Annotated in this window: 21 protein-coding genes; 18 read left to right on the plus strand and 3 right to left on the minus strand. The window is 74.0% G+C overall.

Annotation, left to right across the window (positions count from 1 at the left end):
* The first annotated feature begins 1 nt into the window (after position 1).
* The 16 genes from ACQ9ZG_RS18305 (at position 2) to ACQ9ZG_RS18380 (ending at position 17,946) form a co-directional block, all read left to right on the plus strand.
* Positions 2–1,747, plus strand: a complete 1,746-nt coding sequence (locus tag ACQ9ZG_RS18305) for an acetyl/propionyl/methylcrotonyl-CoA carboxylase subunit alpha (protein ID WP_499280858.1) — start codon at positions 2–4, stop codon at positions 1,745–1,747.
* Between the two features lie 11 nt (positions 1,748–1,758).
* Positions 1,759–2,748: a questin oxidase family protein gene (locus tag ACQ9ZG_RS18310; protein ID WP_109917258.1), complete on the plus strand. Its 990-nt coding sequence runs from the start codon at positions 1,759–1,761 to the stop codon at positions 2,746–2,748.
* Between the two features lie 71 nt (positions 2,749–2,819).
* On the plus strand, positions 2,820–4,286 hold the full coding sequence (locus ACQ9ZG_RS18315; protein WP_499280860.1) for an FAD-dependent monooxygenase: 1,467 nt from the start codon (positions 2,820–2,822) through the stop codon (positions 4,284–4,286).
* Between the two features lie 109 nt (positions 4,287–4,395).
* On the plus strand, positions 4,396–4,725 hold the full coding sequence (locus ACQ9ZG_RS18320; RefSeq protein WP_018488938.1) for a TcmI family type II polyketide cyclase: 330 nt from the start codon (positions 4,396–4,398) through the stop codon (positions 4,723–4,725).
* The gene (locus ACQ9ZG_RS18325) at positions 4,722–5,993 is read left to right on the plus strand and encodes a beta-ketoacyl-[acyl-carrier-protein] synthase family protein (RefSeq protein ID WP_018488939.1); all 1,272 of its coding nucleotides are present in this window, start codon (positions 4,722–4,724) and stop codon (positions 5,991–5,993) included. Before ACQ9ZG_RS18320 ends, ACQ9ZG_RS18325 begins: the two co-directional genes overlap by 4 nt.
* On the plus strand, positions 5,990–7,213 hold the full coding sequence (locus ACQ9ZG_RS18330; RefSeq protein WP_109915546.1) for a ketosynthase chain-length factor: 1,224 nt from the start codon (positions 5,990–5,992) through the stop codon (positions 7,211–7,213). The genes ACQ9ZG_RS18325 and ACQ9ZG_RS18330 overlap by 4 nt, the downstream gene beginning before the upstream one ends.
* A gap of 82 nt (positions 7,214–7,295) precedes the next feature.
* A complete protein-coding gene (locus ACQ9ZG_RS18335) occupies positions 7,296–7,607 on the plus strand; it encodes an acyl carrier protein (protein WP_018488941.1) in 312 nt (103 codons plus the stop codon).
* Between the two features lie 160 nt (positions 7,608–7,767).
* Positions 7,768–8,553 carry a 3-oxoacyl-ACP reductase FabG gene (fabG, locus tag ACQ9ZG_RS18340; protein ID WP_018488942.1) on the plus strand — a complete coding sequence of 262 codons (786 nt, stop codon included), beginning with the start codon at positions 7,768–7,770 and terminating at the stop codon, positions 8,551–8,553.
* 87 nt (positions 8,554–8,640) lie between these two features.
* Entirely contained in the window at positions 8,641–9,588 is a 948-nt protein-coding gene (locus tag ACQ9ZG_RS18345; RefSeq protein WP_109915545.1) for an aromatase/cyclase, read from the plus strand.
* A gap of 4 nt (positions 9,589–9,592) precedes the next feature.
* Positions 9,593–12,178 carry an SDR family oxidoreductase gene (locus ACQ9ZG_RS18350; RefSeq protein ID WP_499280863.1) on the plus strand — a complete coding sequence of 862 codons (2,586 nt, stop codon included), beginning with the start codon at positions 9,593–9,595 and terminating at the stop codon, positions 12,176–12,178.
* Positions 12,179–12,213: 35 nt separating this feature from the next.
* Complete coding sequence (locus ACQ9ZG_RS18355; RefSeq protein WP_499280864.1) at positions 12,214–13,725, plus strand: MFS transporter; 1,512 nt, start codon at positions 12,214–12,216, stop codon at positions 13,723–13,725.
* A gap of 64 nt (positions 13,726–13,789) precedes the next feature.
* Complete coding sequence (locus ACQ9ZG_RS18360) at positions 13,790–14,809, plus strand: 4'-phosphopantetheinyl transferase family protein (RefSeq protein WP_499280865.1); 1,020 nt, start codon at positions 13,790–13,792, stop codon at positions 14,807–14,809.
* Between the two features lie 12 nt (positions 14,810–14,821).
* Positions 14,822–16,438 carry an acyl-CoA carboxylase subunit beta gene (locus ACQ9ZG_RS18365; protein ID WP_028419501.1) on the plus strand — a complete coding sequence of 539 codons (1,617 nt, stop codon included), beginning with the start codon at positions 14,822–14,824 and terminating at the stop codon, positions 16,436–16,438.
* The gene (locus ACQ9ZG_RS18370; protein WP_499280867.1) at positions 16,435–16,665 is read left to right on the plus strand and encodes an acyl-CoA carboxylase subunit epsilon; all 231 of its coding nucleotides are present in this window, start codon (positions 16,435–16,437) and stop codon (positions 16,663–16,665) included. Before ACQ9ZG_RS18365 ends, ACQ9ZG_RS18370 begins: the two co-directional genes overlap by 4 nt.
* A gap of 112 nt (positions 16,666–16,777) precedes the next feature.
* Complete coding sequence (locus tag ACQ9ZG_RS18375) at positions 16,778–17,692, plus strand: alpha/beta hydrolase (protein ID WP_109914608.1); 915 nt, start codon at positions 16,778–16,780, stop codon at positions 17,690–17,692.
* A gap of 14 nt (positions 17,693–17,706) precedes the next feature.
* Positions 17,707–17,946 (plus strand): hypothetical protein, encoded by a 240-nt coding sequence (locus tag ACQ9ZG_RS18380; protein WP_499280869.1) that lies wholly within the window; start codon positions 17,707–17,709, stop codon positions 17,944–17,946.
* A 1-nt stretch (position 17,947) separates the two neighbouring features.
* Here ACQ9ZG_RS18380 and ACQ9ZG_RS18385 read toward each other — a convergent pair whose 3' ends face one another.
* Positions 17,948–19,111, minus strand: coding sequence for a winged helix DNA-binding domain-containing protein (locus ACQ9ZG_RS18385; protein WP_109917374.1), 1,164 nt, complete (start codon positions 19,109–19,111; stop codon positions 17,948–17,950).
* A 59-nt stretch (positions 19,112–19,170) separates the two neighbouring features.
* On the minus strand, positions 19,171–19,767 hold the full coding sequence (locus ACQ9ZG_RS18390; RefSeq protein WP_109917373.1) for a DinB family protein: 597 nt from the start codon (positions 19,765–19,767) through the stop codon (positions 19,171–19,173).
* Positions 19,768–19,897: 130 nt separating this feature from the next.
* Between ACQ9ZG_RS18390 and ACQ9ZG_RS18395 the strand changes: the two genes are divergently transcribed.
* Positions 19,898–21,214, plus strand: coding sequence for a helix-turn-helix transcriptional regulator (locus ACQ9ZG_RS18395; RefSeq protein WP_499280870.1), 1,317 nt, complete (start codon positions 19,898–19,900; stop codon positions 21,212–21,214).
* A gap of 151 nt (positions 21,215–21,365) precedes the next feature.
* Here the strand turns inward: ACQ9ZG_RS18395 and ACQ9ZG_RS18400 are convergent, their stop codons facing one another.
* Positions 21,366–22,292, minus strand: a complete 927-nt coding sequence (locus tag ACQ9ZG_RS18400) for an NAD(P)-dependent oxidoreductase (RefSeq protein WP_109915621.1) — start codon at positions 22,290–22,292, stop codon at positions 21,366–21,368.
* Positions 22,293–22,494: 202 nt separating this feature from the next.
* On the opposite strand from ACQ9ZG_RS18400, the gene ACQ9ZG_RS18405 reads away from it, so the two are divergent.
* Positions 22,495–23,019, plus strand: coding sequence for a helix-turn-helix domain-containing protein (locus tag ACQ9ZG_RS18405; RefSeq protein WP_109914534.1), 525 nt, complete (start codon positions 22,495–22,497; stop codon positions 23,017–23,019).
* The last annotated feature ends 23 nt before the right edge of the window (positions 23,020–23,042 follow it).

Here is a 23,042-nt window from a genome sequence, read left to right on the forward strand (position 1 = left end):
CATGCGCAAGGTGCTCATCGCCAACCGTGGCGAAATCGCTGTCCGCGTTGCTCGGGCGTGCCGGGATGCGGGGATCGCGAGCGTGGCGGTCTACGCCGATCCGGACCGGGACGCGTTGCATGTCCGGGCGGCCGACGAGGCGTTCGCGTTGGGCGGTGACACTCCGGCCGCCAGTTATCTGGACATGGCCAAGGTGCTCCGGGCCGCTGCGGACTCGGGTGCGGACGCGGTGCATCCGGGGTACGGGTTCCTGTCGGAGAACGCGGAGTTCGCGCAGGCGGTGCTGGATGCGGGGCTGACGTGGATCGGGCCGCCGCCGCAGGCGATCCGGGATCTGGGGGACAAGGTCGCCGCCCGGCACATCGCGCAGCGTGCCGGTGCCCCGCTGGTGGCGGGGACGCCGGATCCGGTCGCGGGTTCGGCGGAGGTGGTGGCGTTCGCGCGGGAGCACGGGCTGCCGATCGCGATCAAGGCCGCGTTCGGTGGTGGCGGGCGCGGGCTGAAGGTGGCCCGGACGCTGGAGGAGATCCCGGAGCTGTACGACTCCGCGGTGCGTGAGGCGGTGGCGGCGTTCGGGCGGGGCGAGTGCTTCGTGGAGCGCTACCTGGACAAGCCCCGGCATGTGGAGACGCAGTGCCTGGCCGACACCCACGGCAACGTGGTCGTCGTCTCGACCCGTGACTGCTCGCTGCAGCGCCGTCACCAGAAGCTGGTGGAGGAGGCCCCGGCCCCCTTCCTCACCCAGGGGCAGAACGAGGAGCTGTACGCGGCCTCGAAGGCGATCCTGAAGGAGGCCGGCTACGTCGGGGCCGGCACGGTGGAGTTCCTCGTCGGCCTGGACGGCACGATCTCGTTCCTGGAGGTCAACACCCGCCTCCAGGTCGAGCACCCGGTCACCGAGGAGGTCACCGGGATCGATCTCGTGCGGGAGATGTTCCGTATCGCCGACGGTGAGGAACTCGGTTACGGGGACCCGGCCGTGCGGGGGCACTCCTTCGAGTTCCGTATCAACGGCGAGGACCCCGGCCGGGGCTTCCTCCCCGCCCCCGGCACCGTCACCACCTTCGCCCCGCCGACGGGTCCGGGTGTCCGGCTGGACGCGGGTGTCGAGTCCGGCAGCGTGATCGGCCCGGCCTGGGACTCGCTCCTCGCGAAGCTGATCGTCACCGGCGCCACCCGCGAGCAGGCCCTCCAGCGTGCCGCGCGTGCGCTGGCGGAGTTCCGGGTCGAGGGCATGGCCACCGCCATCCCCTTCCACCGGGCCGTCGTCACCGACCCCGCCTTCACCACGGACCCCTTCACCATCCACACCCGCTGGATCGAGACCGAGTTCACCAACACCGTCGAACCGTTCGGCACACCCGCCGAAGAGGCCGACGCGGAAGCCGCCCGTCAGCGGATCGTCGTCGAAGTGGGCGGCCAGCGCCTCGAAGTCGTCCTTCCGTCCTTCCTCGCCCTGGCCCACCCCGCACCCGCACCGGCCGGCCCCGTCCGGTCCCGGTCGCGCGGCGGCGCACGGACGAGGACGGTCTCCGGCGACACCCTCGCCTCCCCGATGCAGGGCACCGTCGTCAAGGTCGCGGTCGAGGAGGGCCAAGTGGTCGAGGAGGGCGACCTCGTCGTCGTCCTGGAGGCCATGAAGATGGAGCAGCCCCTCACCGCCCACCGCTCCGGCACCGTCCGAGGGCTGCCCGCCCCCGGTGTGACCGTGGGCACGGGCGCCGCCATCTGCGAGATCAAGGACTGAGGGCCTCTCCCATGCCGTCACTCACCTACACCGACGCCGTGGGCGGGGCCCTGGAGCGGCTGCGCGGCGTCGGGTTCGAATACGGACCCCGCTTCGTGAACCACGCGCCGATGGCGGCCGAGGCGCTGGCGTACATGGGGTACGCCGACGCCGTACCGGCCTGGGTCGAGCACAACCTGCGGACCCACACCTACGACGAGGCTCCCGGACCCCGCTGGGCGATCGACCCGGCGGACCCGGACGACTGGCGCCCCGCGCTCGGCGACTTCACCCGGCTCGCCGACTGGACCGGCCTCTTCGCCCGCGAACTCGGCCTCGCGCCCTGGCCGGAGGTGCTCGCCCGCTGGTGGCCCCGGCTGCTGCCCGGCATGTCGGGCGTCCTCACCCACGGGGTCATCCGGACCGCCCACGCGGTGCGGGCCCTGGCGAGGGCGGAGGACGGCGCGGCGGACCGGCTGCTCCGCGACGAACTGGCCCAGGGGCTGGGCTACTGGGCCGCGCGGTACGCGAGCCACACCTACGGAATCCGGCCGGGCGAGGAGGACCCCCGCACCGGGCGGGACCAGGGCGCCCCGGACACCGGCGACGACGGGGGAGCGGCCGCCGCGCTGGACGCACTGGTGGCCGAGTACGCGGGTGCGTACGCCGCCACACCCCAGCGGCACCCGGTCCCGCTGATCCACTCCATCACCGGCCCGGCGGCCGTCCGGCTCGTCGTCGGCCATCTGCCCGCCGCCCAGCGCCATGTCTCCTACCTGGTGGCACGGGACGTCAGCGCCTCGATGCTCGGCTGGTTCTCCGCACCCGCCCCACCGGCCCCGGCCGTACCCCGGGGCCTCCCGGACCTCACCGAGGTCTTCGCCACGGCCGCCGCCATCGGCGACGAGCACGCCATCAAGCTCGCCGAGGTCGCCGTACGCCACCACGCCCTCGCCCCCGACCCGCGCCTCGCCGCGGCCGCCCACGCGGCCAACCAGGGGCTGGCCCGCTTCCGCAGGTGAGGGACCACCCCCGGCACGCGCACCACAGGACCCGTTCCCCGCCCGTCGGCGGGATGTCACGAGGAGAACCGATGGACGCACAAGTGATCGTCGCGGGCGCGGGCCCGGCCGGCATGATGCTCGCCGGCGAACTGCGCCTCGCGGGCGCCGATGTCATCGTGCTGGAGAAGCTGGCGGCCCGCACCGGGGAATCCCGCGGGCTGGGCTTCACCGCCCGCACGATGGAGATCTTCGACCAGCGCGGCCTGCTCTCCAGGTTCGGGGAGATCGAGATCAGCAACGTCGGCCACTTCGGCGGCCTGCCCGTCGACTTCGGCGTGCTGAAGGGGGCCCACCAGGCGGCCAAGACCATCCCGCAGTCCGCGACCGAGACGGTGCTGGAGGAGTGGGCCACCCAGCTCGGCGCCGACATCCGGCGCAGCCACGAACTCCTCTCCGTCACCGACAAGGAGGACTGTGTCGAGGTCGAGGTGCGCGGCCCCTCGGGCGTCCACACTCTGCGCGCCGACTACCTGGTCGGCTGTGACGGCGGGCGCTCCACGGTCCGCAAGGCGGCCGGGTTCGACTTCCCCGGCACCGCCGCGACCATGGAGATGTTCCTCGCCGACGTCCGGGGCATCACCCTCGCCCCGCGCATGATCGGGGAGACCCTCTCCGGGGGCATGGTGATGGTCGGCCCGCTGCCCGGCGGCACGACCCGGCTGATCGTCTGCGAGCGCGGCACCCCGCCGCAGCGCCGCGAGACCCCGCCGAGCTGGGAGGAGGTCGCCGCCGCCTGGCAGCGGCTGACCGGCGACGACATCTCGCACGCGGAACCCGTCTGGGTCTCCTCGTTCGGCGACGCCACCCGGCACGCCACCGAGTACCGGCGCGGCCGGGTCTTCCTCGCCGGCGACTCCGCCCACATCCACCTGCCGGCCGGCGGGCAGGGCATGAACACCAGCATCCAGGACTCGGTCAACCTGGGCTGGAAGCTGGCGGCGGTGGTCCGGGGCCGCGCCCCCGAGACGCTGCTGGACTCCTACCACGCCGAGCGCCACCCGGTCGGCAAACGCCTGCTGATGAACACCCAGGCCCAGGGGCTGCTCTTCCTCAGCGGCGCGGAGATGCAGCCGCTCCGCGACGTCCTGCACGAACTGATCCGCTACCCCGAGGTCAGCAAGCACTTCGCCGCGATGGTCGGCGGCCTGGACATCCGGTACGAACTCGACGGCGGTGCCCACCCGTTGCTCGGCCTGCGGCTGCCGCGCGTGCCGCTGGAGGGCCCCGGGCAGCCGGGCTCCAGCACCGAGGCCCTGCGCCCCGGCCGGGGGGTCCTGCTGGACCTGGGCGACAGCGCCGAGCTGCGCCGCAGGGCCGCTCCCTGGGCGGACCGGGTCGACCTCGTCACCGCCACCGTGCCCGGCCCGACCGCCGGCTGCCTGGGCAACACCAGTGCCCTGCTGCTGCGGCCCGACGGCCATGTGGCCTGGGCCGCGCCGGGCAGCTTCGCCGATCTGCCGATGGCGCTGGAGCGGTGGTTCGGCCCGGGGCGCTGACCTCCCGCCGCCCCGGCCCCGCCCGCCTTCCGCCACGGGCCTCTCCCGGTTCCCCGCCCGCCTCTCCCGGCCTCTCGCGGGCCGTTCCCACCCTTTCTACGGAGATCCCATGCACAGCACGTTGATCGTGGCCCGGATGAACCCCGGCTCCAGCGAGGAAGTCGCCCGGCTCTTCCGCGACTTCGACGGCACCGAGATGCCCCATCGGATGGGCACCCGCCGCCGTCAGCTCTTCAGCTACCGCAACCTCTACTTCCACCTCCAGGACTTCGACGCCGACAACGGGGGCGAGCTGATCGAGGCCGCCAAGACCGACCCGCGCTTCCAGCGCATCAGCGACGACCTCAAGCCGTTCATCGAGGCGTACGACCCGGCGACCTGGCGGTCCCCGGCCGACGCGCTCGCCACCCGCTTCTACGACTGGGAGGGACGGCGGTGAGCGCCCGGCGCGTGGTGATCACGGGGGTGGGCGTCACCGCCCCCGACGGCATCGGCACCAAGAGCTTCTGGAGCCTGCTGAGCGAGGGCCGCACGGCCACCCGGGGCATCACCTTCTTCGACCCCTCCGCCTTCCGCTCCCGGGTCGCCGCCGAGATCGACTTCGACCCGGAGGCGCACGGGCTGAGTCCGCAGGAGATCCGGCGGATGGACCGCGCGGCCCAGCTGGCGGTCGTCACGACCCGCGAGGCCCTGGCCGACAGCGGGCTGGACCTGGCCGCCCGCGACCCGTACCGCACGGGCGTCACCATCGGCAGCGCCGTCGGCGCGACGATGGGCCTGGACGAGGAGTACCGGGTCGTCAGCGACGGCGGCCGGCTCACGCACGTGGACCACACCTACGCGGTCCCGCACCTCTACAACTACCTGGTCCCCAGCTCCTTCGCGGCCGAGGTCGCCTGGGCGGCGGGGGCGGAGGGCGCGGCCACCGTCGTCTCCACCGGCTGCACCTCGGGCATCGACGCGGTGGGCCACGCGGTGGAGCTGATCCGCGAGGGCTCCGCCGACGTCATGGTGGCCGGGGCCACGGACGCCCCGATCTCCCCGATCACCCTGGCCTGCTTCGACGCGATCAAGGCCACCACCCCGCGCAACGACGACCCCGAGCACGCCTCACGCCCCTTCGACGGCACCCGCAACGGGTTCGTGCTGGGCGAAGGGGCGGCGGTCTTCGTCCTGGAGGAGCTGGAGGCCGCACGCCGCCGCGGGGCGCACATCTACGCCGAGATCGCCGGATACGCCTCGCGCTGCAACGCCTTCCACATGACGGGGCTGCGCACGGACGGTGCGGAGATGGCCGAGGCCATCACCGTCGCGCTGGACGAGGCCCGGCTGAACCCCGACGCCGTCGACTACGTCAACGCGCACGGCTCCGGCACCAAGCAGAACGACCGCCACGAGACGGCCGCCCTGAAGAAGAGCCTCGGCGACCACGCGTACCGCACCCCCGTCTCGTCCATCAAGTCGATGGTCGGCCACTCGCTGGGGGCGATCGGCTCCATCGAGATCGCCGCCTCGGTGCTCGCCATGGAGCACCACGTGGTGCCCCCGACGGCCAACCTGCACACGCCCGACCCCGAATGCGACCTGGACTACGTCCCGTTGACGGCGCGCGAGCACCGGACGGACACGGTCCTCACCGTCGGCAGCGGGTTCGGCGGCTTCCAGAGCGCCATGGTGCTCGCCCGTCCGGAGAGGAACCGGCCATGAGCCCGTCGACGAGCACGCCCCGCGCGGTGGTCACCGGTATCGGCGTGACCGCCCCCAACGGGCTGGGTACGGAGCCCTATTGGGCGGCCGCCCGGTCCGGGAAGAGCGGCATCGGGCGGATCACCCGCTTCGACCCCTCGGGGTATCCGGCCCGGCTGGCCGGGGAGGTGCCGGGGTTCACCGCATCCGAGCACCTGCCGAGCCGGCTGATGGCCCAGACCGACCACATGACGCGGCTCGCCCTCGTCGCCGCCGACTGGGCGCTGGCCGATGCCGGGGTGGTCCCGGACGAACTCCCCGCCTACTCCATGGGCGTGGTCACCGCGAGCTCCTCCGGCGGCTTCGAGTTCGGCCAGGGCGAGCTGCAGAAGCTGTGGTCCGAGGGGAGCCAGTACGTCTCCGCGTACCAGTCCTTCGCCTGGTTCTACGCGGTCAACAGCGGCCAGATCTCGATCCGCAACGGCATGAAGGGTCCCAGCGGAGTCGTCGTCTCCGACCAGGCGGGCGGGCTCGACGCGCTGGCCCAGGCCCGCCGCCAGATCCGCAAGGGCACCCGGCTGGTCGTCTCCGGCTCGGTGGACGCCTCCATCTGCCCCTGGGGCTGGGTCGCGCAGCTCGCGGGCGGGCGGCTGGCCACCGGGGACGACCCGGGCTCCGCGTACCTCCCCTTCGACGCCTCCGCCGCCGGACACGTGCCCGGCGAGGGCGGCGCCATCCTGATCATGGAGGACGAGGCCGCCGCGGCGGAGCGGGGCGCCACGGTCTACGGACACATCGCCGGGTACGGCGCCACCTTCGACCCGGCCCCCGGCAGCGGACGCCCGCCGGGACTCCTCCGGGCCGCCGAACTGGCCCTCGCGGAGGCCGGGCTGACGCCGGCCGACATCGACGTGGTCTTCGCCGACGCGGCGGCGGTCCCGGAGCTGGACCGGGTGGAGGCCGAGGCCCTGAAGGCCCTCTTCGGGCCCCGCGGGGTGCCCATCACCGCCCCCAAGACCATGACCGGACGGCTCTACTCGGGGGCCGCGCCGCTCGACGTCGCGACCGCCTTCCTCGCCATGCGGGACGGGCTCGTCCCGGCCACGGTCAACGTCGACCCGGACCCGGCCCACGAACTGGACCTGGTCACCGAGGCGCGGACGCTCCCGGTCCGCAACGCCCTGGTGCTCGCCCGGGGGCACGGCGGCTTCAACTCGGCGGTCGTCGCCGCCGCGCTCTGACCGCGCCCGCACCGCCCCGCACGCCCCCGTCCCACCCTCCACGGCCGTCCGCGGCCGACCACCGACAGAAGGCGGAAACGACATGGACACCACCACCGGTACGGCCACGGCGACCACCACGGACGAACACCCCGGGGCCTTCACCCTGGAGAACCTCAAGCGCATCCTCCGCGAGGGCGCCGGCGCCGACGAGAGCGTCGACTTCGACGGCGACATCCTCGACACGGACTTCGAGGAGCTGGGCTACGAGTCCCTGGCGCTGCTGGAGACCTGCGGCCGGATCGAGCGCGAATACGGCATCACCCTCGACGACTCGGTGGTCGGCGATGTCCGGACCCCGCGCCGCATGGTCGAGGTCGTGAACGAGCACCTGGACCGGGTGACCCCGGCCTGACCGCCGCCGACCCCACCGGGGGCGGACGCGCCGCCCGCCCGGTACGCCCCCTGCCCGGGAGCTGTCCCGTGAGCCCCGGCAGGCCGCACCCCGACGGCGCCCGCACCCGTCCGCGTACCTCCCGCACCACCCCCTCGCACCCCTCTCCCAAGGAGCAGCCATGCCCCGGAACGCCCCTCCCCTCGCCCTCGTCTCCGGCGCCACCAGCGGCATCGGCCTTGCGGTCGCCCGGCTGCTGGGCACCCAGGGGCACCGCGTCTTCATCGGTGCCCGGGACGCGGAGAACGTCGCCGCCACCGTCAAGTCCCTGCGCGAGGAGGGCCTGGAGGCCGACGGGAGCGTGCTCGACGTGCGCTCGCCGGAGTCCGTCGAGGCCTTCGTCGCCGCGGCCGTCGAGCGCTTCGGCACGGTCGACGTCCTGGTCAACAACGCGGGCCGCAGCGGCGGCGGAGTCACCGCCGACCTCGACGACGAGCTGTGGAACGACGTCATGGAGACCAACCTCACCAGCGTCTTCCGCCTCACCCGGGCCGTGCTGAACACCGGCGGGATGCGCGGCAAGGACCGGGGCCGGATCATCAACATCGCCTCCACCGCCGGGAAGCAGGGGGTCGTCCTCGGGGCGCCCTACTCCGCCTCCAAGCACGGCGTCGTCGGCTTCACCAAGGCCCTCGGCAACGAACTCGCCCCCACCGGCATCACCGTGAACGCGGTCTGCCCCGGGTACGTCGAGACGCCGATGGCGCAGCGCGTCCGGGCCGGGTACGCGGCCGCGTACGACACCTCCGAGGACGCGATCATGCAGAAGTTCACCGCCAAGATCCCGCTCGGCCGCTACTCCACCCCCGAGGAGGTGGCCGGCCTGGTGGGCTACCTCGCCTCGGACACGGCCGCCTCCATCACCGCGCAGGCGCTCAACGTCTGCGGCGGCCTCGGCAACTTCTGACCCTCCGCCCGCCCCTGCCTGCCCAGCCGGACCCCGCCCGCCCCTGCCCGTACGGCCGGGCGCGACGACCTGAGGAGATGACCCCGCATGACCGATTCCCGACCGCGCGAGGTGGAGCACGAGATCACGGTCTCGGCCCCCGCCGCCGAGGTGTACCGGCTGATCGCCGAGGTGGAGAACTGGCCCCGCATCTTCCCGCCGACCATCTACGTCGACCACATCGAGCGCTCCGCCGGCGAGGAGCTGATCCGGATCTGGGCCACCGCCAACGGCGAGGCCAAGAACTGGACCTCGCGCCGCGTCCTGGACCCCGAGGCGATGCGGATCACCTTCCGCCAGCAGGTCTCGACCCCGCCCGTCGCCACCATGGGCGGCACCTGGATCATCGAGCCGCTCTCCGCCGCCGAGTCCCGGATCCGCCTGCTGCACGACTACACCGCCGTCGACGACGACCCCGCCGGCCTCGCCTGGATCGACGAGGCCGTGGACCGCAACTCGCGCTCCGAACTGGCGGCACTCAAGACCAACGTCGAACGCGTCACGGCCGCCGCCGAGCTGACCTTCTCCTTCGAGGACACCGTCGAGATCGCCGGATCCGCCAAGGACGTCTACGACTTCATCAACGAGGCCGGGCTCTGGTCGGAGCGGCTGCCGCACGTGGCGGTCGTCCGGCTCACCGAGGACACCCCCGGCCTCCAGACCCTGGAGATGGACACCCGGGCCAAGGACGGTTCGGTGCACACGACGAAGTCGTACCGGGTCTGCCTGAACGGCGACCGGATCGCCTACAAGCAGACGACGCTGCCCGCCCTGATGGACCTGCACACCGGGGTCTGGACCTTCCGGGAGACCGGCACGGGCACGGTCGAGGCGACCTCCCAGCACACCGTCGTGATCCGCGCGGAGAACATCGGGAAGATCCTCGGCCCCGAGGCGGACGCCGCGCAGGCGAAGGAGTACGTGCAGGGGGCGCTCAGCACCAACAGCCGCGCCACCCTCGGCCACGCCAAGGACTACGCCGAAGCCCGGCGCTGACGCCGTGCGGGCCCCCGTCACCACGGACGCCCCCCGGGAGGCCGCCCCCGGCGGCTCCGGGGCGCCCGTCCTGGACACCGACGTCGTCGTCGTGGGCGCCGGACCCGTCGGGCTGATGCTTGCCGGGGAGCTGCGGCTCGGCGGTGCGGACGTGCTCGTACTGGACCGGCTGACGGCACCGACGACCGAGTCCCGCGCCTCCACCCTGCACGCCCGGACCATGGAACTCCTGGACCAGCGCGGCCTGTCGGGCGACGGAGGATTCGGTGACCCGCCGTGCGAGCCCCGCGGCCACTTCGGCGGACTCCCCATGGACCTGACCCTGCCCGGCCCCTATCCGGGGCAGTGGAAGGTCCCGCAGACCCGCACGGAGGAGGTGCTCGGCGCCTGGGCCGTCCGGCTCGGCGCGGAGGTCCGGCGCGGCCACCGGGTCACCGGTCTGGAGCAGCACCCGGACCGGGCGGTGGTCGAGGCGACGGGCCCGACGGGCGCGCCGGTGCGGATCACGGCCGCGTACGTCGTCGGGTGCGACGGCGAGGACTCCACCGTGCGCCGGCTCGCCGGCATCGCGTTCCCCGGGGCGGACGCCGAACGGGAGCTGATCCGGGCGGACATCGACGGCATCGACATCCGCGCCCGCCGCTTCGAACGGCTGCCGGGCGGACTGGCCATCGCCGCGCGCCGGCCGGACGGTGTCACCCGGGTGATGGTCCACCAGCTCGGCCGCGCACCCCGGGCCGCCGAGGCGTCCTTCGCGGACATCGTGGCGGCCTGGTCGGCCGTCACCGGGGAGGACCTTTCGTCCGGAACTCCCTTGTGGGTCAACGCGTTCGGGGACGTCTCCCGCCAGGCCGAGCAGTACCGGCGGGGCCGGGTGCTGCTCGCCGGGGACGCCGCCCACGCCCAGATGCCGATCGGCGGCCAGGCCCTGAACCTCGGCCTCCAGGACGCGGTCAACCTGGGCTGGAAGCTGGCGGCGGTGACCGGCGGCCGCGCCCCGGCCGGACTGCTGGACACCTACCACCGGGAGCGGCACGAGGTGGGCCGCCAGGTGCTCTCCAACATCCGCGCCCAGGCCCGGCTGCTGCTGGGCGGCCCGGAGGTCACCGGCCTGCGCGCGGTGATCGGCGAACTGCTCCCGTACGAAGCGGTACGGGAGCGGCTGGCCGGCATGGTCAGCGGACTGGACGTCCGGTACGGCGGGGCGTCCCCGGACGCGGGGCGGCCGGGCGGCGGGCCGCACCCGTGGACGGGCCGCAGGCTGCCGCCGCTGACCGTACGGCTCCGCCCCACCGGGCCCCCTCCGGGGCCTTTGCCCGGCGCCGCCGACCCCGCGGTCCGCACGGCCGCGCTGCTGCGGGACGCCCGCGGGGTGCTGCTGGTGACGGCGGACGCGCGGGCGCGCCGGGAGCTGCTGACGGCGACCGCGCGCCCCTTCGGCCGGAGCGTGGACGTCGTGACGGCGTTCCCGCCCGGGGACGCGGCGCACCCGGACGGGACCCCCGGCGACCCGCCGCCGGGCCCCGGGGACATGCCGGACGCGGTGTACCCGGACGGTGCGGACGCCGTCCTGATCCGGCCGGACGGCTATGTCGCCTGGGCCGGTACGTCGGCGGCCGGCCTGGAAGCGGCCCTCACCACCTGGTTCGCGCGGGACACCCGGATCGCGGGGACCGTCCGGCCCACCGGTGCCCGTGCCCCCGGATCCGCGAGGACCCCGGCACCCGCGGCCACCACCACCGGCGCCTCCGGCGCCACCACCGGCCCCCCGGGCGCCGGCGCACACTCCGCGTCACACATCGGCTCACACATCGTCAGGAGAGAGAACATGGGCAAGCTCACCGGAAAGACGGCGCTGGTCACCGGCGCGAGCCGGGGCATGGGGCGGGCCACCGCCGAACGGCTGGCCCGCGAGGGGGCGCTCGTCGCCGTCCACTACGCGACCGGCACCGACGCGGCGGCCGAGGTCGTCGAGCGGATCGAGAAGGACGGCGGCCGCGCCTTCGCCGTCCAGGCCGAACTGAGTGCGGCCGGCGGTGTCCACCAGCTGTTCCTCGGCCTGGAGGAGGGGCTGAAGGAGCGCACCGGCACCACGGAACTGAACATCCTGGTCAACAACGCCGGGGTGATGGGCGGGGTGAAGCCCGAGGACACGACCCCCGAGCAGTTCGACCGCATCTTCGCGGTGAACGCCAAGGCGCCCTTCTTCATCATCCAGCGCGCCCTGGCCAACATCCCGGACGGCGGCCGGATCGTGAACATCTCCTCGGGCCTCACCCGGTTCGCCAACCCGGACGAGATCGCCTACGCCATGAGCAAGGGCGCGGTGGAGATGCTGGCCCTGCACTTCGCCAAGCTGCTCGGCCCGCGCAACATCACCATCAACTCCGTCGCGCCCGGCATCACCCGCAACAGCAACCCGGTCTTCGACATCCCGGAGGCCGTCACGGCGATGGCCGGACTCTCCACCTTCAACCGGGTGGGCGAGCCGGAGGACGTGGCCGACGTCATCGCCTTCCTGGTCTCGGACGACGCCCGCTGGGTCACCGGCTCGTTCGTCGACGCCAGCGGCGGCACCCTGCTCGGCTGACCCCTCCTGCCCCCGACCCACCGGAGCGCCGGACGATGACCAGCTCCTCCACTTCCCCTCCCACCGCACCCGCTCCGGCGCACGCCCTCTGGAGCCCCCGGCTGTGGGGGCTGCTGGTGGTGCTCGCCGGCAACATGCTCATCGACGCGCTCGAAGTGTCCGTGGCGCTCGTGGCGCTGCCCGCGATCGGCACGGACCTCGGCGCACCCCTCACCACGGCCCAGTGGACGGTCACCGGATTCGCCGTCGGGTTCGGCGGCCTGATGCTGCTGGGCGCCCGCGCCGTCGCTCTGCTGGGGCGGCGCCGGGTCTACCTCGCCGCCCTCCTCTGCTTCGCCGCCGCCTCCCTGGCGGGCGCGCTGGCCGAGGGCCCCTGGCTCCTCGCCGCCACCCGGGTGGTGAAGGGCTTCTGCGCGGCGCTGACCGCCCCCACCGGGCTGGCGATCATCGCCACCGCGTTCCCGGAGGGCCCGGCCCGGAACCGGGCGCTCTCCGTCTACACCTTCTTCGGCGCCGGCGGCTTCACCACCGGGCTGCTGCTCTCCGGCTGGCTGGCCGGCGTCAGCTGGCGGCTCACCTTCGCCTTTCCGGCCCCGGTGGTGCTCGTCCTCTTCGTCCTGGGGCTGCGGCTGATCCCGCGCTCCGGGGACGAGGGGGGAGGCCCCCAGAGCCACCGCCCGGTACGGGGGAGGGGCGGCGGGGACCGCCGGGACGCCGACCGGGGACCGGCACGCGAGGGCTCCCGCGGCTTCGGCCTCGGGAGCGCGGCGGCCTTCCTGGGCGCCCTGCTCGCCCTGGTCGGAGGCATCGTCTCCATACCCGTCCACGGCCTGGCGGACCTCCGTTCCACCGGCTCGCTGGCCCTGGGAGCGCTGCTGCTCGTCCTGTACGCCGCCCGGGAACGGGCGGCGGCCGACCCGCTCGCCCGGCTGCCGCTGCTCCGCGACGGCGCGCTGGTCCGCTCGGCGATCGGTGCCGCCTGCCTCAACGGCTCATACCTGGGCCTGCTGTTCGTCCTGACCCACCACCTCCAGACCGTCGCGGACCGGACGCCCTGGCAGACCGCCCTGGCCTTCCTGCCGGCCGCTCTTCCGCTGGCGGTGACGGCTCTCTTCTCCGGCCGGCTGATCGCCCGCTTCGGCGCACCGGGACTGATCGCCGCCGGGGCCCTGCTCCCGTTCACCGGGTACCTGCTGCTCCTGCGCACGCCCGAGCCCTCGACGTACGCCACCGGGATCCTGCCCACCCTGCTCCTCGTGGGGGGCGGGTTCGTCCTCTCCTTCGCCGCGCTGAACAGCCGGGCGACCGCCCATCTGGCGCCGGAGGAGCGGGGGGCGGCCGGCGCGCTGTACCAGACGGCCGTCCAGCTGGGCGCCGCGCTCACGGTGGCCCTCGTCGCCGCACTCCTCGCCGGGTCCGCCGCGGCGGGGCCCCACCCGGCCTCCGGCACCGTCCGCCCCGCGCTGGTCCTGGTCGCGGCGGTGGGCGGGCTGGGCCTGCTGACCGCGCTCACGGGGCTGGGCTCCCGGAGGCGGGCGGCGCGCTGACCGCGCGGGGCCCTCCGCACCCCCGTCTCCGCCCCCGCCCCGGCTCACGGACCTCAGGGAACCCATGGACATCGCTCACGCCTCCGCCTCCGCGCTCGCGCCCGCCCGAGCCCCCGCACATGACCTCACCCCGTCCCGCACCTCCCGTACGCCGGCCCGTCCGGCGGCCGGGGACGTACACGTCTGGTTCGTCCGGCCTCCGCGTCCCGGGTACGTCCCCCGGTCGCCCGGCGAGGACGCCGGTACGGCCTCCGACTCCGGGCCCAGCGCGGCCGACTCCGGTCTCCCGGCCCCCGACTCCGGGCTCCTGACTCCCAGTTCCGGGCCCAGCTCCCTCGACTCCGGGCTCAGCGCGGCCGACTCCGGGCTCAGCGCCCCCGACTCCGGCCTCAGCTCCCCCGACTCCGGGCTCAGCGCGGCCGAACTGCGGCGCGCGGCCTCCTTCGCGCGCGCCGGTGACGGGGACGTGTACGCGACGGCGCACGCGGCGCTGCGGCGGCTGCTGGGCGGATACCTCGGCCGCCCGCCCGCCGGGCTCACGTTCGTACGGGAACCCTGCCCCGGCTGCTCCGGGCCGCACGGGCGCCCGGCCGTGGTCCAGACCGACGACGCGCCGGCGCTGCACTTCTCGCTGGCGCACAGCCGGGGGCTGGTCGCCGTCGCGGTCGCCCCGCGGGTGATCGGCGTCGATGTGGAACGGCTCCCGTCCACCGGCACGGTCGAGGCGTGCGCCCGCGCACTGCACACCCGGGAGCGGGCGGAGCTGGCGGCCGTGCCGCCCGAGGAGCGCCAGGCGTACTTCGGGCGGCTGTGGACCCGTAAAGAGGCCTACCTGAAGGCGTTGGGCACCGGCCTCTCCCGCCATCCGCGCATCGACTACCTGGGCGCCGACCTCCGGCGCCGACCCGCCCGCTGGACGGTGCTCGATCTGCCCGCCGGGCCGGAGCACACGGCGGCGGTCGCGGTCGACGGCGCCCGCCCCGACCGCGTCACCGTCCGCTGGCTGCCCGTCCACCGCCCCGGCGACGGACCGGCCGCCCCGGAGCCCGCGTACGCCGGCACGACCGACCGAAGCCCACGTTGAGGAGCGTGCACCATGTCGACCGACGAGAAGACCACCGCACGGGCGACCGCGGCCCGGCCCCCGGAGGCGCGGGGTCACTGGACGGCCGTGGAGCGCCTGGAGGAGCTGGGCCTGATCAAGGAGGAGGTCCAGCGAGGTCCCGACCCCCTGGCCACCGAACGCCAGCACGCCAAGGGCAAACTGACCGCCCGTGAACGGATCGACCTCCTCCTGGACGAGGGCACGTTCACCGAGGTCGAGCCCCTGCGCCGGCACCGCGCCACCGGCTTCGGCCTGGAGGCCAAGCGCCCCTACACGGACGGGGTGATCACCGGCTGGGGCACGGTCCACGGCCGGACCGTCTTCCTCTACGCCCATGACTTCCGGATCTTCGGCGGAGCCCTGGGCGAGGCCCACGCCGCCAAGATCCACAAGATCATGGACATGGCCCTGGCGGCCGGTGCCCCGCTGGTCTCGCTCAACGACGGCGCGGGCGCCCGCATCCAGGAGGGCGTCTCCGCGCTCGCCGGGTACGGGGGCATCTTCCTCCGCAACACCAAGGCGTCGGGGGTGATCCCGCAGATCTCCGTCATGCTCGGCCCGTGCGCCGGCGGCGCCGCCTACTCGCCCGCGCTCACCGACTTCGTCTTCATGGTCCGCGGGATCGCCCAGATGTTCATCACCGGCCCGGACGTCGTCCGCTCCGTGACGGGCGAGGAGATCACCCAGGACGGTCTGGGCGGCGCCGACACCCACAGCGCGGTCTCCGGAGTGGCGCACGTCGCCTACGACGACGTGCGCGCCTGCATGGAGGACGTCCGCCACCTGCTCTCGCTGCTGCCGTCCAACAACCGCGACCTGCCCCCGGCCGCTCCGGTCACCGACCCGGTCGACCGCCCCACCGACCGGCTGCTGGAGCTGGTGCCCGACGATCCGCAGCGGGTCTACGACATCCGCACCGTGATCGAGGAGATCGTCGACGACGGCGACTCCTTCGAGGTCCACCCGGCCTGGGCCACCAACGTCGTCTGCGCCCTGGCCCGGATGGGCGGCGAGGTCGTGGGCATCGTCGCCAACCAGCCCGCCTCGTCCGCGGGCGTGCTGGACATCGACGCCTCGGAGAAGGCGGCGCGGTTCGTCCAGTTCTGCGACGCGTTCAACATCCCGCTGGTCACCCTGGTCGACGTGCCGGGCTTCCTGCCGGGTGTGGACCAGGAGCACAACGGGATCATCCGGCGGGGCGCGAAGCTGCTGTACGCGTACTGCAACGCCACCGTCCCCCGGATCTCCCTCGTCCTGCGCAAGGCGTACGGCGGCGCGTACATCGTCATGGACTCCCGGTCCATCGGCACCGACCTCGCGCTCGCCTGGCCCTCCAACGAGATCGCCGTGATGGGCGCGGAAGGCGCGGCCAACGTCATCTTCCGCCGCGAGATCAACGCGGCCGACGACCCCGACGCGGTACGGCAGCAGAAGATCAAGGAGTACCGGGTCGAGCTGATGCACCCCTACTACGCGGCCGAACGCGGGCTCGTGGACGATGTGATCGATCCGCGCCAGACCCGGAGGATCATCATCCGGTCGCTGGCCATGCTGCGGAACAAACACGCCGACCTGCCGTCGCGCAAGCACGGCAACCCGCCGCAGTGAGCGGGCCCGGGCCGGAGGCGGCCACCGGCTTCCGGATCGTCAGAGGCCGTCCGACGGAAGCGGACCTGGCCGCCCTGACGGCGGTCCTGCTGAGCAGGCTGGCAGCGGCGGCGCACGGCGCGGAGACGGCGGAGCCGCCCCGCACGGCCGGCTGGCGCCGCCCGGAGCCCACGTTACCGCACCGGGACCCGCGGGGCTGGCGGGCCGGCGGAGCGGGCCGGAACTGAACCCCTCGTACGGGGCGGGGCCTTGCCCCTCCCGTCCGTCCCGTCCCCGCGTGGTGCGCGGGGCCCCGGACGCGCCCTCCCGATCACCACTCCTCCCGCGAAAGGGGTCCCGATGCCCCGGATGTCGTCCCACGCCACACCCACGATCCGCCCGATCACCCTGGATGCCGACGGTGTCACCCTGTCCGCCCTGCTCGCCGAGCCCGCGGGTGCGGTGCCCCGGGCGGTCATCGTCGCGCTGCACGGCGGAGGAATGCGCGCCGGATACTTCGACAGCCGGGCCCGCCCCGGCATGTCCCTGCTCAGGCTGGGTGCCCAGCTCGGCTACACCGTGCTCGCCGTCGACCGCCCCGGCTACGGTCGTTCCGCCGCGAAGCTGCCCCGGGGCCTGGCGCTGGAGGAGGCCGCCCCGGTCCTGTGGGCGGCGCTGGCCGACTTCGCGGCACGCCATCACACGGGCGACGGGCTCTTCCTCGTCGCCCACAGCAACGGGGGCAAGCTCGCCCTGGCCGCGGCCGCCGACGACGAGGAGTGCGGCGACCTGCTGATCGGCCTGGACATCTCCGGGCTCGGCCACCGCCTCGCCGTCGCCCCGCACCAGCTCCCGGGCCCGGACCGGCGGGGCGACTGGCGCAAGCACTGGGGCGCCCTGCGGCTCTACCCGCCGGACGCCTTCCGGCTGGGCCAGACGCTCATCTCACCGGTCCCGGAGACCGAAGCGGTGCAGGGCCCCTCGTGGCCGGAGCTGTATCCGCGGCTGGCGGCCCGGGTACGGGTTCCCGTCCGGTTCACCTTCGCCGTGCAGGAGCAGTGGTGGCGGTGCGACGACGCGGCGGTGGCGGAGCTGACCCGGGCCTTCGTGACCGCTCCCGTACGGGTGGACCACCAGCCCGACGCCGGGCACAACATCAGCCTCGGCTGGGCGGCCCGCGCCTATCACCTGCGGGTCTGCGCGTTCCTGGAGGAGTGCCTCCTGGCGCGCGTGGCAGCGCGGCCGGTACGGAGCCCGGTCGGGGCGACCGCATGAACGAGGGAGTCGTCATGGCACACGTCACGCTCGACCGTACGCCGCGGACGGCGCCGCCGGCGCTCCTGCCCGCGCCGCCCCAGCCGCTGCCCGCCGCCGCCCGGGCGCCGCACCCGCCGTCGTCCGCCGCCTCGGTGCCCCGGCTCCCGGTCCTCTCCGCCGAGCGGGCCGGAGCAGGGGCTGTGCGGCCGTGCCTGCTGGCCGGTGAGGAGCTGGACGCTCCCGATCCGCACATCTTCCGGGGAACCGACTGACTCACCCCTCCCGGTCCACCCGTACCCGCGCGCTCTCGCCGTCCGAGAGGAAGGCCGCCAACTGCTCGCCTTCCTCCGCGACTTCGGCCCGCTCGCTCCGGGAGAACGCCCGCAGCGGCGTGACGACCACGGTGTCCTCGGCGCCTCGCTCGCCTTGGGTGGTCCGGGAGGTCCGGGTGCCTTTCCCGTTCCCCGTCCCCGTCCCCGGCTCCACGTCCCAGGTCGCGGCGACGCGGCCGTCGACCAGGACGACCCGGGCCCCGGCGACCGACAGCCCCCGGTCGGCGTCGTCGATGATCCGGGTGCGGTCGTCGTAGCCGAGGATCGCGTTGTCGAAGGCGGGCAGGAACCTGACGGGCGCGGGGGTTTCGGGGTCGGGGCGCGGCGCGTCGGGCAGGTCCAGCAGCTCCCGGCCGCGCTCGTCGCGGAAGGTGACCAGCTCCCCGCGCAGGGCGGCGACCGCACCGGGCAGCCCGGCGAGACCGGACCAGGCGCGTACGTCGGCGGTGGCGGCGGGCCCGTACGCGGCGAGATACCGCCGTACCAGCTCCTGCCCCACCGGATCCGAACCGTCCTCCGTGGGCAGCGGGTCGATCTCGCGCCCCAGCCAGGACGAGACCAGCGCGTTGCGCACCCCCGCCTTCTGCCGCCACACCCCGCGCGGCGGCAGCTGCACCATCGGCAGGACTCCGGCGACCAGCATCTCCCCGAGCGGCCGGGTGCCGGGCTCGGGCCACCGGTCGGCGACCGCGCGGGCGAGCTGGGCCATCGAGCGGGGTTCGCCGTCGGCCAGCACCTCCCGCCCGGCGGACGCGAGTTCGTCGAGATCGACCCCGGCGAGTTCGCGGCGGTAGACCCCGAGCACGCGCTGCCGCAGCATGGCGTTGTGCCGGGCCCGCCAGGCGAGGACGTCGGCGGCGGTGACGAGGTGGACGGTCCGGCGCATGAGGTGGGTGCGGACGACCTGCCGCCCGGTGAGCAGGTCGGAGAGCGCGCCGGGTCGGAAGCCGCGCAGCCGGGACCAGAGCCCGGTGAACGGCTCCTGGGGCTCCTGCGCCTGCAATCCGCAGAGGTGCGATACGGCGTCGAGAGCGGGCAGTTCGCCCCGCTCCAGCAGCAACTGGCGAGCGAGGGTGGCCCGGTTGAGCGCCCGCGCGTCGAGCACGGGCGCCTGCGCACGCCCCCGCCCCCCTCCTCCGTTCGCGTCCCCGCTCCTGCCACGGCTCACGTCGAGGTCTGCCCGTCGATGGCCTCGCGGAGGATGTCCGCGTGTCCGGCGTGCTGGGTCGTCTCGGCGATGACGTGGATGAGGACGCGGCGGGCGCTGCGTACGGCTCCGGGCTCGTTCCAGGGCGCGTCGGGCAGGGGCTGCGTCACGGAGAGGTCCGGAAGGGCGGCGACGACCTGCTCGGTGCGGGCGGCGACCTCCTCGTACCGCGCGAGAATCCCGGCCAGGGTCTCGCCGGGCAGCACCTGGAAGTCGTTCTGGCGGTCGATGGCCCACTGCGGGTAGGTGTGGGCGGTCCCGGTGGCGAAGTCCTCCCAGGTCACACCCTCGGGCAGATCGAAGGTCATGGCGGAGGGGCCCTCGGTCACGAAGCGGAGCCAGCTCTCCTCGGTGGAGGCGACGTGCTTGACCAGCCCGCCGAGGCAGAGCGAGCTGACGGTCGGCCGCTCGGCGATCTGCTGGTCGCCGAGCCCCTTCACGGTACGGATCAGGGCGCCCCGGGCCTCGGCCAGCTCGGCGAGGAGGTCGGCGCGCTCGCCGTCGGGGGCGGGGGAGGGGCTGGGGCTGGACTCGGGGGAGGAGGTCATGGTCATCGGCCTTTCGCTGGGTCCACGGTGTGTGCGCGTGCCTCGGCCGCGTCTTTCGACGTGTTCTTCGGCACGGATCCACCATCCCAAGAGAAGAGGACAGGTTATGTCCGCTACTCCAGGCACCATGGATGCCATGCCGAAAACTTCCGCACGGCTGCTGTCGCTGCTCTCCCTCCTCCAGGCGCGCCGGGACTGGCCGGGCGCGCTGCTGGCCGACCGGCTGGACGTCACCCCGCGTACCGTGCGCCGCGATGTGGACCGGCTCCGGGAACTGGGCTATCCGGTCGTGGCGACGAAGGGCCCGGACGGTGGTTACCGCCTGGACGCGGGTACGGAGCTGCCCCCGCTCCTCTTCGACGACGAGCAGGCCGTGGCCCTGGCGGTGGCCCTCCAGATCGCGACCACGTCGGGCGCCGGCATCGAGGAGGCGGCGGCCCGGGCCCTGAACACGGTCCGCCAGGTGCTGCCCGCCCGGCTGCGCCACCGCGTCGACACGCTCCGCTTCACGGCGGTCGACCGCCCGGCGGCCCGCCCGGACCCGCAGGTGGACAGCGGGGTCCTGATGGCGATCGGCGCCGCCGTCCACGCCCGCGAGGTGCTGCGCTTCGACTACAGCCCGGTGTCGGGGACGGCTCTCGCCCCGACCTCGGCGCCCCGGATCCTCACGGCCCTGCCGTCCGCGCCTGTGACCCCCGCGCCCGTGCCTTCCGCGCCTGCGACGTCCCCGCCCGCCACCTCCGCGCCCGCGACCTCCACGGATTCGCCCCCCGCGCCTTCGAGCGAGGCCCCCGCGAGCGCGCCCCCCGCGAGCGCGCCCCCCACGGACCTGCGCCCTACGGCCCCGACCTCCGCCCCTGCGGGCAAGGCCCTCGCCCCCGCGAGCACGGCCCCCACGCCCCCGCCTCCACCCCGCCGGGTGGAACCCCACCACCTCGTCACGTGGGGCCGGCGGTGGTATCTGGTGGCCTGGGACCTGGACCGCGCCGACTGGCGTACCTTCCGGGCCGACCGCATCACCCCGCGCACCCCCACCGGCCCCCGCTTCACCCCGCGTGAGGTGCCCGGCGGGAGCGTGGCGGCCTTCATCACCGCCCGGTTCCGGGGCATCGACGCCGGTGCCGCCCCCGGTGCCCCCGGCGGCTGGCCCTGCCGGGGCGAGGTGCTCCTCGGCCTCCCCGCCGCCGAGGTGCTCCGCCACACCCGCGAGGGCGTCGTCGAGGAGTTGGGGCCGGACCGCTGCCGACTGGTGCTGGGCTCCTGGTCGTGGCCCGGACTGGCCGCCGCCATCGGGAGGTTCGACACCGACATCGAGGTGGTCGGTCCTCCTGAACTCGCCTCAGCCTTCCGGAACTTGGCGACCCGCTACGCGGCAGCAGCGGGGCCGGGCACCCCCGTGAGCCCGCCCCCCGATGATCAGCCGCCCCCCGGTGAGCAGCCGCCCCCCGGGTGATCAGCCGGCCAACTCCCCTGGTCACACGGGTGCCAACGCCCGCCGCCGGGCCCCGGAATCCGTACGGGCGAGAACGCCTCCGGTCGGTCGCATCAACGGCTCCCCCGCAAATACCCTCGCCAACTACCCCATTTTGCAAGGGGGTTGAGGGTCAGGCCTGCTGTCGCCCCAGCAGTTCGACGACCCGGTGGAACCCCTCCGCGCCATGACCGAGCCCGATGGCCCGGCGGGCGAGGCCCTCGGCGGCGCGCATGACGCCCGCGTCGATGCCGTGGGCCTCGGAGGTCTCGACGACATGGGCCATGGTCGAAGCGGTGGAGGTGACCGGGCTGCCCTCGGCCGAGAACGTCCCCGCGTCCACCTCCGCAGCGACCTCCGTGAAGATCGCCGGAAGGATGCCCCCGATCCCCGCGGCGAAGGGGGCCAGCTCCCCGGCGGAGATCCCTTCGGCCCGCGCGACGGCGAGGGCGTGGTTGAACCCGGTCATGGCGGTCCAGAAGATGTCGAGCAGCGCGATGTCGTAGGCCGCCGCGCGGCAGATCCGCTCACCGAGATGGGTGTGGGTGCCGCCCAACGCGTCGAGCGCGGAACGGTGTTCGCGGTACAGCTCCTCGGGCCCGCTGAAGAGGAGGACGGCGTTCGGGGTCCCGATGGTCCCGGTCGGTGTCATGATCGCCCCGTCCAGGTACCGCACACCGTGCTCGGCCGCCCACGCGGCGGTCTCCCGGGCCCGGTCCGGGGTGTCGGCGGTCAGATTGACCACCGTACGGCCCTTGAGCGCACCGGCAACGGCGTCGGGCCGCAGGATCGCCTCCGCCGCGTCGTAGTTCACCACGCACACGACGATCAGCCCGCTCGCGGCCACGGCCTCCTCGGCCGACGGCGCACGGACCGCCCCCCGCCCGACGAGTTCACGGTCCCGCCCCGGAGTCCGGTTCCAGACGGTGGTCCGCACCCCGGCATCGAGGAACGCACCCGCGAGAGCCCGCCCCATCGGCCCCAGCCCGATGACGGTGACCGCAGCGGCGGACTGCTCGTCGTAGTCGCGGTGTCCGTGGTGTTCCGTCGACAGAGGCATGGCTCAACTCCCACATCGGATAACGGTGTTCTCCTGGCGAACGGGTGAAGGTGACGCGTCGCCGCACTCAGCATCGGCGTGCCGTCGGCCGTTGCCCAGTACGCACAAAAAAGTGGGTGGGAGAGCGGTAGGCGGGGTGCGCTGCGACACTATTGCAAGCATGCGCTTGCAATAGTTAGCGCTCGTGTTGCAGTATCGGGTCATGGCATCACTCAACGTCGGCAGTCTCGGTGACTACCTCCGGGAGCAGCGCAGGGCCGCGCAGCTCTCGCTGCGGCAGCTCGCCGATGCCGCCGGGGTGTCGAACCCGTATCTCAGCCAGATCGAGCGCGGCCTGCGGAAGCCCAGTGCGGACGTGCTGCAGCAGGTCGCCAAGGCGCTGCGGATCTCGGCCGAGACCCTCTACGTCAGGGCGGGAATCCTCGACGAGCGGGAGCGGGAGGAGCTGGAGACGCGGGCGGTCATCCTGGCCGATCCGTCGATCAACGAGCGGCAGAAGAACGTCCTGCTGCAGATCTACGACTCCTTCCGACGCGAGAACGGGTTCGTGCCCGAGACGGACGAGACGCATGAGACGGGCGATGCGGACGGGACCGATGAGGCGCACGGGAGACCCGGCGCCGACAGAAGACCCGGCGCCGACGGGAGACCCGGCACGGACGACGCGGTCGGTGCCGACGCGACGCTCAAGGCAGACGCCAGAAAAGACGACAACCCTCACAGCTAGCCGCTGGTTCTGATGATCCGGGA

It is taken from the genome of Streptomyces araujoniae (genome assembly GCF_050871195.1).
Lineage (GTDB): Bacteria > Actinomycetota > Actinomycetes > Streptomycetales > Streptomycetaceae > Streptomyces > Streptomyces bacillaris.